General features: G+C 54.8%; 14 protein-coding genes. 10 read left to right on the top strand and 4 right to left on the bottom strand.

What is annotated here, in order from left to right; genetic code table 11:
- The first annotated feature begins 2 nt into the window (after positions 1-2).
- From pyrC to ACMWL8_RS06010, 7 genes are all read left to right on the top strand, one after another.
- On the top strand, positions 3-1,049 hold the full coding sequence (gene pyrC / locus ACMWL8_RS06040) for a dihydroorotase (RefSeq protein WP_045261653.1): 1,047 nt from the start codon (positions 3-5) through the stop codon (positions 1,047-1,049).
- A 74-nt stretch (positions 1,050-1,123) separates the two neighbouring features.
- Entirely contained in the window at positions 1,124-1,369 is a 246-nt protein-coding gene (gene dinI / locus ACMWL8_RS06035) for a DNA damage-inducible protein I (RefSeq protein WP_028012694.1), read from the top strand.
- Between the two features lie 272 nt (positions 1,370-1,641).
- Positions 1,642-1,896 (top strand): biofilm formation regulator BssS, encoded by a 255-nt coding sequence (gene bssS / locus ACMWL8_RS06030; RefSeq protein ID WP_023299782.1) that lies wholly within the window; start codon positions 1,642-1,644, stop codon positions 1,894-1,896.
- 116 nt (positions 1,897-2,012) lie between these two features.
- Entirely contained in the window at positions 2,013-3,131 is a 1,119-nt protein-coding gene (gene solA, locus ACMWL8_RS06025; protein ID WP_045261654.1) for an N-methyl-L-tryptophan oxidase, read from the top strand.
- A 60-nt stretch (positions 3,132-3,191) separates the two neighbouring features.
- Positions 3,192-3,305: a YceO family protein gene (locus tag ACMWL8_RS06020; RefSeq protein WP_052683044.1), complete on the top strand. Its 114-nt coding sequence runs from the start codon at positions 3,192-3,194 to the stop codon at positions 3,303-3,305.
- Between the two features lie 218 nt (positions 3,306-3,523).
- Positions 3,524-4,090, top strand: a complete 567-nt coding sequence (locus ACMWL8_RS06015) for a cytochrome b (RefSeq protein WP_028012692.1) — start codon at positions 3,524-3,526, stop codon at positions 4,088-4,090.
- 1 nt (position 4,091) lies between these two features.
- A complete protein-coding gene (locus tag ACMWL8_RS06010) occupies positions 4,092-4,670 on the top strand; it encodes a YceI family protein (RefSeq protein ID WP_045261655.1) in 579 nt (192 codons plus the stop codon).
- A 41-nt stretch (positions 4,671-4,711) separates the two neighbouring features.
- On the opposite strand, the gene ACMWL8_RS06005 is transcribed toward ACMWL8_RS06010, so the two are convergent.
- Positions 4,712-5,761 carry a rhodanese-related sulfurtransferase gene (locus ACMWL8_RS06005; protein ID WP_028012690.1) on the bottom strand — a complete coding sequence of 350 codons (1,050 nt, stop codon included), beginning with the start codon at positions 5,759-5,761 and terminating at the stop codon, positions 4,712-4,714.
- A 221-nt stretch (positions 5,762-5,982) separates the two neighbouring features.
- Here ACMWL8_RS06005 and ACMWL8_RS06000 point away from each other — a divergent pair, with 221 nt between their 5' ends.
- The 3 genes from ACMWL8_RS06000 (at position 5,983) to ACMWL8_RS05990 (ending at position 8,739) form a co-directional block, all read left to right on the top strand.
- Entirely contained in the window at positions 5,983-6,909 is a 927-nt protein-coding gene (locus ACMWL8_RS06000) for a Kdo(2)-lipid IV(A) acyltransferase (protein WP_028012689.1), read from the top strand.
- Positions 6,910-7,049: 140 nt separating this feature from the next.
- On the top strand, positions 7,050-8,267 hold the full coding sequence (gene mdtG / locus ACMWL8_RS05995) for a multidrug efflux MFS transporter MdtG (protein WP_045261656.1): 1,218 nt from the start codon (positions 7,050-7,052) through the stop codon (positions 8,265-8,267).
- Positions 8,268-8,364: 97 nt separating this feature from the next.
- A complete protein-coding gene (locus ACMWL8_RS05990) occupies positions 8,365-8,739 on the top strand; it encodes a MysB family protein (RefSeq protein ID WP_028012687.1) in 375 nt (124 codons plus the stop codon).
- A gap of 6 nt (positions 8,740-8,745) precedes the next feature.
- Here the strand turns inward: ACMWL8_RS05990 and ACMWL8_RS05985 are convergent, their stop codons facing one another.
- From ACMWL8_RS05985 to mdoG, 3 genes are all read right to left on the bottom strand, one after another.
- Positions 8,746-8,973, bottom strand: a complete 228-nt coding sequence (locus ACMWL8_RS05985) for a YceK/YidQ family lipoprotein (RefSeq protein WP_013097162.1) — start codon at positions 8,971-8,973, stop codon at positions 8,746-8,748.
- An 84-nt stretch (positions 8,974-9,057) separates the two neighbouring features.
- Entirely contained in the window at positions 9,058-11,586 is a 2,529-nt protein-coding gene (gene mdoH / locus ACMWL8_RS05980) for a glucans biosynthesis glucosyltransferase MdoH (RefSeq protein ID WP_041910533.1), read from the bottom strand.
- Positions 11,579-13,132, bottom strand: a complete 1,554-nt coding sequence (gene mdoG / locus ACMWL8_RS05975) for a glucans biosynthesis protein MdoG (RefSeq protein WP_028012685.1) — start codon at positions 13,130-13,132, stop codon at positions 11,579-11,581. Before mdoG ends, mdoH begins: the two co-directional genes overlap by 8 nt.
- Between the last annotated feature and the right edge of the window lie 221 nt (positions 13,133-13,353).

Genomic DNA, 13,353 nt, shown 5'->3' with positions numbered 1-13,353 from the left:
CCATGACTGCACAACCCCAGGTTCTTAAAATCCGCCGCCCAGACGACTGGCATATCCATCTGCGCGATGGCGATATGCTGAAAACTGTCGTGCCCTATACCAGTGAAATTTATGGCCGCGCGATTGTCATGCCAAACCTGGTTCCGCCAGTCACCACCGTCGATGCCGCCATTGCCTACCGTCAGCGCATTCTGGATGCCGTTCCGGCGGGACATGATTTCACCCCGTTGATGACCTGCTACCTGACCGATTCACTGGATCCGAACGAAGTGGAACGCGGGTTTAACGAAGGCGTATTTACGGCGGCGAAACTCTACCCGGCGAACGCCACCACCAACTCCAGCCACGGCGTCACCAGTATTGATGCCATCATGCCGGTGCTGGAGCGCATGCAGAAACTGGGCATGCCGCTGCTGGTACACGGTGAAGTAACGCATGCGGAGATTGACATCTTTGACCGTGAAGCCCGTTTTATCGAAACCGTGATGGAGCCCCTGCGCCAGCGCCTGCCGGCGCTTAAGGTGGTCTTTGAGCATATCACCACCAAAGACGCGGCAGAGTATGTTCGCGACGGTAACGAGCTGATCGCTGCGACCATTACCCCCCAGCATCTGATGTTTAACCGTAACCATATGCTGGTGGGCGGAGTGCGCCCTCACCTGTACTGCCTGCCGATCCTCAAGCGCAACGTTCACCAGCAGGCGCTGCGCGAGCTGGTCGCCAGCGGATTCACGCGTGCGTTCCTGGGCACAGACTCCGCGCCTCACGCCCGCCATCGCAAAGAGGCAAGCTGCGGCTGCGCGGGCTGTTTCAACGCCCCAACGGCGCTTGCCAGCTACGCAACCGTATTTGAAGAGATGAACGCGCTGGAACATTTCGAAGCGTTCTGCTCCCTCAACGGCCCGCGCTTCTACGGCCTGCCGGTCAATGACACTTTCATTGAGCTGGAGCGCAAAGCGAGCCAGGTTGAGGATTCTATCGCGCTGACGGATGACACGCTGATCCCCTTCCTGGCAGGTGAAACCGTAAGCTGGACGGTAAAACGCTAAAAAATCAACGCCCCTTGTTGTCAAACCGATAATATGCCTGTATAAATAAACAGTATATTACACAGGGGGCATTTATGCGTATTGAAGTCACCATAGCCAAAACTACCGTTCTGCCTGCCGGCGCGCTTGACGCTCTGGCAGGCGAATTATCCCGTCGTATTAACAACACCTTTCCCGACAACGCGGGCGCCGTAACGGTGCGTTACGCCGCAGCGAACAACCTCTCCGTCATGGGTGCCGCAAAAGAAGATAAAGATCGCATCAGCGAAATCCTGCAGGAAACGTGGGAAAGCGCAGACGACTGGTTCATAACCGATTAACACTGCTCCCTCATTGTGTTTTTTGCCGGGTCGCCCCGGCTTTTTTTTGCCTGTAATTTCGAAAGTTCAAATTAATTCAGCGTGTTCTTAAAAAATCGTGAACGAGATGGTGTTTTATTGTTCGAACAATCCTAAAAAGCAGAAAAATGTGTTGCTACCTGTTTATTTTTCCCTTTGGAACCCTTATTACTTGGTATACTGAAGAAGCTTACAGAAAAACATGCATTGAACCTCAGAGCCGTTGTCTTCTAACACGCATTAAGGGGGTTATAATGGAAAAGAATAACGAAGTCATCCAGACCCATCCGCTTGTAGGCTGGGATATCAGTACCGTAGATAGCTACGATGCACTGATGCTGCGTTTGCACTACCAGACCCCAAATCAACTCAACCGTGACGAAGCGGAAGTTGGACAGACGCTGTGGCTAACAACAGACGTCGCCCGTCAGTTTATTTCTATTTTAGAGGCAGGCATTGCAAAAATAGAATCTGGCGACTATCAGGAAAATGAGTATAAACGGCACTAACCTTATGCCCACTTTTCACTCAACAGGCACCCTCGCGGTGCCTTATTTATTTCCCGCTTGTTTACGCCCGCGTTGTTAATTACTCTGCTAACAAACCGTAAGTTTACGAGATGCATATGAGATACGACTTAATCATTATTGGTAGCGGCTCCGTTGGATCGGCCGCCGGTTATTACGCAACGCAGGCAGGGCTAAACGTCCTGATGATTGACGCCCACCTGCCGCCGCATAGCGAAGGCAGCCATCATGGCGATACCCGCCTTATCCGCCATGCGTATGGCGAAGGCGAGCGCTATGTCCCGCTGGTGCTTCGCGCCCAGACGCTGTGGGACGAGCTGGCGAAACAGACTGAAGATCGCATTTTCGAACGTACCGGCGTTATCAATCTGGGCCCGGCCCACTCTGAATTTCTCGCCAACGTCGAACGCAGCGCGAAAGCCTTTAATCTTGACGTTGAGAAGCTGGACGCGGCGGCCATTACCTGGCGCTGGCCTGAAATTACCGTCCCGGAGGATTATATCGGCCTCTTTGAAGCCAACTCCGGTGTGCTGCACTGTGAAACGGCGATCAAAACCTGGGTCGATCTTGCCGCCAAAGCGGGCTGTGCGCAGCTGTTCAATTGCCCCGTAGAGGCCATCACGCATGATGCAAACGGCGTTACGGTGAAAACCGTAGACGGGGAATATTCGGCTTCCCGCCTGCTTATTAGCGCAGGAACCTGGGTTACCCGCCTGCTCCCGGACCTGCCGATCCAGCCGGTACGCAAGGTCTTCTCCTGGTTCCAGTCGGACGGGCGTTACAGCGCGCAAAATAAATTCCCGGCGTTTACCGGCGAGTTACCCAACGGCGATCAGTTCTACGGTTTCCCTTCCGAGAAGGACGCTCTCAAGATTGGAAAACACAACGGCGGGCAGGTCATCTCCTCACCAGAGGAGCGCAAGCCGTTTGGCGCCTGCCCGCAGGACGGCTCAGAAGCCTTCTCGTTCCTGCGCACTATTCTCCCGGGCGTCGGTGGCCTGCTTTATGGCGCGGCCTGCACCTATGACAACACGCCGGATGAAGACTTTATCATTGATACGCTGCCGGGGCATGACAACACCCTGCTGATTACCGGGCTGAGTGGCCACGGCTTTAAGTTCGCTTCGGTGTTGGGTGAAATCGCCGCGCAGTTTGCCCAGGGTATCACGCCGCAGTTTGATCTGACGCCGTTCTCACTCTCGCGTTTTAACGGATAATCGGCCACGGGCTCCGGCGGCATCGGGGCCCGTTTTCTTCGTACTCATTTGTGGGGCGTTATGCGCAGGATAGTGGATTTCCTCATCAATAACATTCGCGAACACTTTATGCTCTACATCTTATTGTGGGCGCTGCTCGCTATCATTGATGTTATTTACATTGTGTTTTATTGAAAGTGACAATTGACGTTAACTGACGTTACTTTATGTTTATTTAAGGTTTTTTCTTCTGCTAAATACGTCTTGCACGAAGCCATTGAATTAATCTTGCCGTTTCTTTTCAAAATCGCTGAAATAAATAAAATAAAAATCAATAGTCAATTATTTCAGTTGCAATATCGCGTCTTCCCGTTCATTTTTACCTTTCGGTTAATTTGAAAATGGACATTCTGATGCAATTGCGTAACTCCTCCCGGCGCTACGGAATAATATCCATAAGTTTGCACTGGATATTTGCCATTGCCGTCTATGGTATGTTCGGACTTGGGCTCTGGATGGTCACGCTCAGCTATTACGATGGCTGGTATCATCAGGCACCCGAGCTGCATAAAAGCATCGGGGTTCTGCTGATGCTGGGGCTGGTATTTCGCGCCATCTGGCGACATATTTCCCCACCGCCCGCGCCACTAAAGACATACGGAAAAATAACACGCGTCAGCGCCGTTGCCGCGCATATTGCGCTCTACGCGCTGCTCTTCGCCATTCTGATCAGCGGCTATCTCATTTCAACGGCAGACGGCAAACCGATTAGCGTTTTTGGCCTGTTCGAGGTTCCGGCAACGCTCAGCGATGCCGGGGCTCAGGCCGATACGGCAGGCGTCGTTCACCTCTGGCTTGCCTGGAGCGTGGTGATCCTGTCCGTACTGCACGGGCTCGCCGCCCTTAAACACCATTTTATTGATAAAGACGATACGCTTAAGCGCATGCTTGGCCGCTCGTCAGTTGACTCTGGAGCATAAAATGAAAAAACACCTGCTGGGTATTGCCCTCGGTTCTCTGTTATTCACCGCCGGTTCTGCCGTAGCGGCTGACTATAAAATTGATAAAGAGGGCCAGCACGCTTTCGTCAATTTCCGCATTCAGCACCTGGGATACAGCTGGCTGTACGGTACCTTTAAAGATTTCGACGGCACATTTACTTTTGACGAGAAAAATCCTGCGGCAGATAAAGTCAATGTGACCATTAATACGAACAGCGTCGACACGAACCATGCTGAGCGCGATAAACACCTGCGCAGCGCAGAGTTCCTCAACGTCACAAAATTCCCACAGGCCACCTTCACCTCCGCGGAAGTTAAGAAAGACGGTGATAAATTGGCTATTACCGGGAATCTGACGCTGAATGGCGTAACCAAACCCGTTACTCTGGATGCGAAATTGATCGGTCAGGGCGACGATCCGTGGGGCGGAAAACGCGCAGGTTTTGAAGCGGCGGGTAAAATTCACCTGAAAGATTTTAATATCACAACGGATTTAGGCCCGGCGTCGCAGGACGTTGAGCTGGTTATTTCCGTTGAAGGTGTGCAGCAGAAGTCGTAATAGATTCGCCCGGCAGGCTTTCGCCGTGCCGGGCGTTATTATCATTCCGGGTCAGGAATACCCAGTTTGGTATTCAGACGGCCGCGTGATTTATTAAAAATCTTATTACCGTTTTCACGCCCCGCGCGACGACGACGCTGCTCTTCTTCCGGCAGGACGCTCTCTTCGCTGCACAGCTCGCTACAGCAGCCGTTAAACTTCTCGGCACAGGCCGGGCACTGAATAAACAGCAGATGACACCCGTCGTTTTTGCAGTTGGTGTGGGTATCGCACGGCGCGCCGCACTGGTGGCACTGGGCAATCACATCTTCTGAAATGCGCTCGCCCATGCGCTCGTCAAAGACGAAGTTTTTACCGATAAAGCGTACCGGTAAGCCCTGCTCACGGGCGCGGCGGGCGTACTCGATAATACCGCCTTCAATGTGCCAGACCTTGTTGAACCCATTGTGCTTCATCCACGCGCTGGCCTTCTCGCAGCGGATACCGCCGGTGCAGTACATAACGATTTTTTTATCCTTATGCTCCTGCATCATCTCCACCGCTTTAGGCAGTTGCTCGCGGAAGGTATCGGCCGGAATCTCCATCGCGTTTTCGAAATGCCCCACTTCGTACTCGTAGTGGTTACGCATATCAATGAACACGGCATCCGGATCGTCCAGCATCGCATTCACTTCCGCGGCCTTCAGATATTCGCCGACGTCCGCCGGGTTAAACTCAGGATCGTCAATACCGTCCGCCACGATGCGTTCACGCACCTTCATGCGCAGCACCCAGAACGATTTTCCATCGTCATCCAGGGCAATGTTCAGGCGTAAGCCGTTGAGGGCCGGATCGAAGCTATAAAGCGCGTCGCGGAACGCATTCACTTTGCTTTCCGGCACGCTAATCTGCGCGTTAATCCCTTCGCGGGCAAGGTAGACGCGCCCGAAAACGTTCAGCGCCGTGAAGGCCTGATAAAGCGCATCGCGGGTCGCCTGCGGATCGTCGATGGTGAAGTATTTGTAGAAGGAGATGGTTGTGCGCGGTTCGGTTTCAGCCAACATGCGCGCCTTTAACATCTCATTCGAAACGCGGTTGTGTAACACTGGCATGGTGTACAAGTCCTGCAATCGTCAGAGAGAATCAAAATCGGTCGGCATCATATAGCAAACAAAACCAATTTACATCCACACAATTTACGCTACATTTCACACACCCTGATGAATCAGGCTTAACAATTGCCGTCGTCGTGCAGGTTTCGACGGCAGATATTTTGGCTACGTCTCAAAAAATGCGACAATAGCGAAACAGGACGTTTGAACACAGGAAAGACATGACCCAGTTACCAAAATTTACCGTCGCCCTTTTGCACCCCCGCTATTGGATGACCTGGCTTGGCATTGGCTTTTTATGGCTACTGGTACAGCTTCCCTACCCTGTTATCTTCCGGTTAGGTACATCATTAGGCCGACTCGCGCAAACGCTTATGAAGCGCCGCGCCCGCATCGCGTATCGTAACCTTGAGCTGTGCTTTCCGCAGATGAGCGAGGCAGAGCGCCATGATATGGTCTCGAAGAATTTCGAATCCGTCGGCATGGGTCTCATGGAGACCGGAATGGCGTGGTTCTGGTCGGACAAACGTATGGCCCGCTGGAGCAAGGTTACAGGCACCGGCATGGAGCCGGTGCATACGCTTCAGGCCAATCAGACCGGCGTGCTGCTGATCGGCGTCCATTTCCTGACGCTCGAAATCGGGGCGCGTATGTTTGGCATGCAGGCGCCCGGCATCGGGGTTTATCGTCCTAACGACAACCCGGTTATCGACCTCATCCAGACCAACGGCCGCATGCGCTCCAACAAAAGCATGATCGACCGTAAGGATCTGAAGGGCATGATCCGCGCGCTGAAGTCCGGTGAAGTGGTCTGGTATGCCCCCGATCACGACTATGGCCCCCAGGCCAGCGTCTTTGTCCCCTTCTTCGCCGTTGATGAGGCCGCCACCACGACCGGCACCTGGATGCTGGCGCGGATGTCCAAAGCCGCCATCGTTCCCTTTGTTCCCCGCCGTATGCCGGATGGCTCAGGCTACGAGCTGATGATGCTTGAGCCGGAACTCGCGCCACCGCTGGAAGATGCGGAAACTACCGCGCGCTGGATGAACGGCGTTGTGGAGAAGTGCATCATGCTGGCACCCGAGCAGTACATGTGGCTGCATCGACGCTTTAAAACGCGGCCAGAAGGCACGCCTTCCCGCTATTGATCCTCATGCGGCCCTCAGGGCCGCATGCTATTTTAGCTTTAAAAGCTCCCCCTCATTGCGGCAATCATAACCCAGGCGCATAATTAGCAGGCTTATTACTTCATGCCTCAGGTGCTCTGCACCTCACTATGCGGATTGTTATGACACCCTCAGATGCCCCCATAAACTGGAAGCGTAACCTCACGGTTGCGTGGCTTGGCTGTTTTCTTACCGGCGCGGCGTTTAGCCTGGTCATGCCTTTCCTGCCGCTCTACGTCGAACAACTGGGCGTGACGGGCCATAGCGCGCTCAACATGTGGTCTGGCCTGGTATTCAGCATCACGTTTCTCTTTTCCGCCATTGCCTCCCCCTTCTGGGGCGGCCTTGCCGACCGCAAGGGACGTAAAATCATGCTGCTGCGTTCAGCGCTGGGGATGGCAATAATCATGGCGCTGATGGGCATGGCGCAGAACGTCTGGCAGTTCCTGATATTGCGCGCATTGCTGGGCTTATTGGGCGGATTTATTCCCAACGCGAACGCCCTGATCGCCACGCAAATTCCTCGCCATAAGAGCGGCTGGGCGCTTGGCACGCTCTCAACCGGTGGCGTGAGCGGCGCCCTGCTTGGGCCGCTGGCGGGGGGATTACTGGCGGATAACTACGGCCTGCGCCCGGTCTTTTTCATCACCGCCAGCGTGTTGTTCCTGTGCTTTATCGTCACCCTGGTTTGCATCCGTGAAAAATTTACGCCCGTCGCCAAAAAAGAGATGCTTCACGCCAGAGACGTGCTGACCTCGCTTAAAAATCCCAGACTGGTGCTGAGCCTGTTCGTAACGACATTGATCATTCAGGTGGCAACCGGATCGATCGCTCCTATTCTCACCCTATACGTTCGCGACCTGGCGGGTAACGTCAGCAATATTGCGTTTATCAGCGGACTGATTGCCTCAGTGCCCGGCGTGGCGGCGCTGGTTAGCGCACCGAGACTGGGGAAATTGGGTGACCGGGTCGGCCCGGAAAAGATCCTGATCTGCGCCCTGATCATTTCCGTCCTGCTGCTTATCCCCATGTCGATGGTGCACTCTCCGTGGCAGCTGGGCGTGCTTCGCTTTTTGCTGGGCGCCGCCGACGGGGCGTTGCTGCCCGCCGTACAGACCCTGCTGGTCTACAACTCCACGAACCAGATTGCCGGGCGTATCTTTAGCTATAACCAGTCGTTTCGCGATATCGGTAACGTCACCGGGCCGCTTCTCGGGGCGGGTATTTCCGCCAGCTTCGGTTTTCGCGCCGTCTTTATCGTGACGGCAAGCGTGGTGCTGTTCAACGCGATTTACTCGTGGTTCAGTTTATCCCGCGCGTTACGGCCGGTGACGGAATAAGAAGAACGCCTGACGGCTTATTTTCGCATTCATACTTGCAGAATCTGATATTCAGCTATTCTTTCCCTGAAACCTTCTGGAAAACAGGGAGACACCAATGACCATGTACGCCACGCTGGAAGAAGCTATTGATGCCGCTCGTGAAGAGTTCCTTGCCGATAATCCCGGCGTTGAGGAAGAAGATGCTGACGTGCAACAACTTAATATCCAAAAATATGTTCTGCAGGATGGAGATATTATGTGGCAGGCCGAGTTCTTTGCCGATGAAGGCGAAGAAGGAGAATGTTTGCCGGTCCTGAGCGGTGCAGGTGCGCAGGCCGTGTTTGATGGCGACTATGATGAAATCGAGTTACGCCAGGAATGGCTGGAGGAGAATACGCTGCACGAGTGGGATGAGGGCGAATTTCAGCTCGAGCCACCGCTGGATACGGAAGAAGGTCAAACCGCAGCCGATGAATGGGACGAGCGTTAATTTACGCTACTCGTACGGGCCGTGGCTGGCATCGATGGGCAGCAACAGCGTGTCGAAAATCAGCGAGAACGGCAGATCGAGCACCGTCAGGTAGCGCCATGCGGAATCACGGACATCCCATTTTACGCCCGGGTAGTACTGGTTGCCATGGCCCTGACCTGGAATAGTGCGGCTGATGATGCTGCCGCAGCCGCTCAGCAGGCATGCCATCATGACGACGATGATTATTTTCATCAGTAACCTCTAAAAAAATACCGGCCTCACAGCCGGTATTTTATCTGGCGGGTGGCGCTTTGCTTACCCGCCTTGCTTAACCGCTTACTTCGCCTTCAGCGCCAGCGGGTTCAGCTTCAGCTCTTTGTAGTAGTTCACCCACGAAGAGTACTTCTCCGGAGCGGACCATACGCGATAGTGAAGTCTTGCCATCGTGACCGGATCGCTCAGCAGCACCAGACGACGGTCGCGATTGAGTTTTTCCGGAGTCTCATTAAGCGCCTGCTCAACGTGACGATCGCGGGCAATCTCCAGCACCTGGCTTGCGCGGTGGCGCGCGGTGGCCATTGCCGTCGCCAGAGCGTTGAATGACGGATTAAACACGGCGTGCATAAAGCCATCGTCCAGCGTGCGGTTACGGTTCTGCTCCAGATAGGTATCGGTATCCACCAGCACCTGCGGCGGGGAATACTCTTCCGGGATAAGGAACAGTTTCCAGCGTTTGGTACGCAGCCCTACCGTTGAACGGCTGGAGATCACGGACACAAACGGCGACAGGATCAGCGAGAAGACAATCGGCGCCAGCCAGAACAGGAAGCGCAGATCCAGCCAGGCCATTCCGGCCGCCCACACCAGGCCCAGCAGCAGCTGAGAGCCGTGGCGCATGAAGGCTTCACTCCACGGCGTGGAGTCGTCATCACGCTGCGGTGAGTTCCAGACCACTTCCCAGCCCAGGAAGGCACTGACCACAAACACGGTGTGGAACAGCATACGCACCGGCGCCAGCAGCACGGAGAACAGCACTTCCAGCAGTAGCGAAAGGGTGACGCGGAAGAATCCGCCGTACTCTTTCGAGCCTTTGCACCAGATCAGGATGATACTGAGCAGCTTAGGCAGGAACAGCAGCACCATGGTGGAAGCAAACAGCGCAATCGCCAGCTCCGGACGCCACTGCGGCCACACCGGGAACAGCTGGCGCGGTTGCAGGAAGTATTGCGGCTCCGTCAGGGCATGGACGACCTGCAGCGCAGTGGAGAGCGCGAGGAACATAAACCACAGCGGTGCGGAGAGATAAGACATTACGCCCGTCAGGAACACCGCACGGTGAACCGGGTGCATCCCTTTTACGAGGAACAGGCGGAAGTTCATCAGGTTACCGTGACACCAGCGGCGGTCGCGCTTGAGCTCGTCCAGCAGGTTCGGCGGCAGCTCTTCGTACGATCCCGGCAGGTCGTAGGCAATCCAGACGCCCCAGCCAGCACGACGCATCAGCGCCGCTTCCACGAAGTCATGCGACAAAATCGAACCGGCAAACGAACCCTCGCCCGGCAGCGGCGCCAGCGCACAGTGTTCGATGAACGGCTTCACGCGGATAATGGCGTTGTGGCCCCAGTAGTGCGACTCACCCAACTGCCAGAAGTGCAGACCGGCGGTAAACAGCGGGCCGTAAACACGGGTGGCGAACTGCTGGCAGCGCGCGTACAGGGTGTCCATGCCGGATGCTTTTGGCGAAGACTGAATGATCCCCGCGTTCGGGTTGGCTTCCATCAGACGCACCAGACCGCTCAGGCAGTCACCGCTCATGACGGAGTCAGCATCCAGCACGACCATGTAGCTGTACTGGTTACCCCAGCGGCGGCAGAAGTCATCGATGTTGCCGCTTTTACGCTTCACGCGACGGCGGCGGCGGCGGTAGAAGATCTGTCCTTCGCCCTGCACTTCTGCAATCAGCTCCATCCAGGCTTTTTGTTCTGCCACGCAGATATCCGGGTTGTAACTGTCGCTCAGGATGTAAACGTCGAAATGCGCCGCATTACCGGTTGCCTTTACGGACTCCCAGGTTGCACGCAGCCCCGCAAATACGCGGTCAACGTCTTCGTTACAGATAGGCATAATCAGTGCGGTACGGTGCTCGGGATTGAGGGGTTCATCCCCGACCGTTGACGCCGAAATGCTGTACTTGTCCCGTCCCATCAGCAGCTGCAGGAAGCCCATCAGCGCGGTCCAGAAACCGGCCGAGACCCAGCAGAAGAGGACCGCGAACAGCAGGAGAATGCCGCTCTGCAGGATATACGGTAGCAGCTGCATGAAGGAGACCCAGAGATCCTGGCCCATCATGTCCGTCGGGTTGATAAACGCCCAGCCCTGGTAAGGCAGAATGGTTTTCATATACCAGGTCGCGACAACCGTCTGCGCCAGCGTCAGAAGCAGCAGGATATAACGGCGAATTGTCCCCACGGTACGCCATTTCTGTTCGGAGGCCTGCTCTTCTTTCGTCAGGCGCGACAGATAGCGCGGCGTGACGTCACGCCCGCGCAGGCGATCCCAGAAGCGGCCAACCGGGTTGGTGCGCCATGGATCGGGGAACATTGAGGAACGCGTCGCTTTCGGCATCGCCTGAAGCTGATCGCGTCCTTCGTCGTCTTTAATCAACTGCCCTTCTGCCAGCGAGTCCGGCCAGGCCTGCTCCAGACGCGCCTTGACTGACCCCAGCGGCGTATCATCATCACGGGAAAACTGACGATGTTCGCCATCCAGCGCGGTATGAACCGCGCGGATGTCGCTCTTAGGCAGCGCCGCTTTTTCGATATCCGTCAGCGGCATGGCATCAATATATTCAGATGTATTATTCATTGGCAGGTAGCTGGTAGCTCCAGGTTTCACTCAGCGGCTGATCTTCACTGACCAGCGCAGCACGCATTTCAGTGGTCTGTTTCGGATCTTTCACTTTCACGCGCAGGGTCAGACGCCAGCCTTTGGTTACCGGGTTGTAACGCACGGTGTTCTCTACGATTTCACCGTTGTCACCGATGCTGGCCTGGGCCGACACCGCAGTATCAGGAGACAGTTTCTTCATATCCTGGCCGGTGAAGTCCACAACAAACGCTACCGTACCGTCAGGCTGACGGATCAGGTTAGACTGCTTCACGTCACCCGTAGAGCGGCGAGTCTGCGTCACATACGCGTTATCCGGCGCATGCAGCTTATCTTCGTCGCGGCTGAAGGTAATGGTGTACTTGAAGTTCATCTCTTTACCGGCTTCCGGCAGCTGATCCGGCGTCCAGTATGCGACGATGTTGTCGTTGGTTTCGTCGTTGGTTGGGATTTCAACCAGCTCTACCTTGCCTTTACCCCAGTCGCCTTTCGGCGTAACCCAGGCGCTTGGACGCAGGTCATAGCGGTCGTCGAGATCTTCAAAGCGAGAGAACTGACGGCCACGTTGCAGCAGGCCAAAGCCCTGCGGGTTTTCCATCGCAAAGCTGCTGACCGCCAGATGTTTCGGGTTATTCAGCGGACGCCAGATCCACTCACCGTTACCGGCATGAATAGACAGACCGTTGGAGTCATGCAGTTCCGGGCGGAAGTTGGTTGCCGGTGACGGCTGGTTCGGCCCAAACAGGAACATACTGGTCAGCGGAGCGACGCCCAGTTTGCCCACTTTGTCACGCAGGTAAACCTTAGACTGCACGTCAACGACCGTGTCACGACCTGGCATAATCACAAAGCGATAGGCACCGGTTGCGCGTGGGGAATCCAGCAGCGCATAAATAGTCAGACGTTTGTCCGTTGGTTTTGGACGCTCAATCCAGAACTCGCGGAAACGCGGGAACTCTTCACCTGATGGCAGCGCGGTATCAATAGCCAGACCGCGCGCAGAAAGCCCGTACACCTGCCCCGCGCCAATCACGCGGAAGTAGCTGGCGCCAAGCATGCTAACGATTTCGTCGTTTTTATCTTTGCTGTTGATCGGGTAAAGCACCTTGAAGCCTGCGAAGCCCAGGTCTTTCACCGTATCTTTATCGTGCTGCACATTGCCAAAATTGAAGTAATCCGGGCTGTACTTGATCTTACGTACCGCGGTCGCCGTCACTTCATTGATGGCAACAGGCGTGTCGAAGTACATACCCTGATGATAAAATTCAAGCTTGAACGGGGTTTTAACGTTGTTCCAGTACGCTTTATCGTGGTTGAACTGGATCTGCTGATAGTCCGCATACTTCATGTCGCGGAAAACGGAGGGCAGGTTACTTTTCGGCGCTTCGTAGCTCTTGCCTGCCATCGATTTTGCCTGTTTTGCGACATCGTCGATGTTAAAGGCCAGTGCCGATGAGGTATACAGTGATAACACCACCGCAACACCCAACCAACGCATTTTCATCATCTGTGGTTTATGTTTCATAATAAGTAAGCACTTCCCCCTTTGTGTGCTTATATCGATCCGATCCATTTTAATGGAAACTCAGGCAATCCGACAACATAATCACTGCTTTGTTCAGCTGCTGGCTCATGGATTAAGCAAATGAAAGAACCCGTTATTCACTTTGCGTGCTTATCCTGGAGACAGTGTGTCGGTCTTGGTGTAGGGTTGGCGTCGAATGTAACCATTATGAGCCTTAGGGA

The organism is Enterobacter sp. 04-C-12-SI-ECC (genome assembly GCF_047530715.1).
GTDB classification, from domain to species: Bacteria; Pseudomonadota; Gammaproteobacteria; order Enterobacterales; family Enterobacteriaceae; genus Enterobacter; species Enterobacter bugandensis.
Note: the sequence above shows the minus strand (reverse complement) of the source record. Positions and strands in the feature narration are given on the sequence as shown.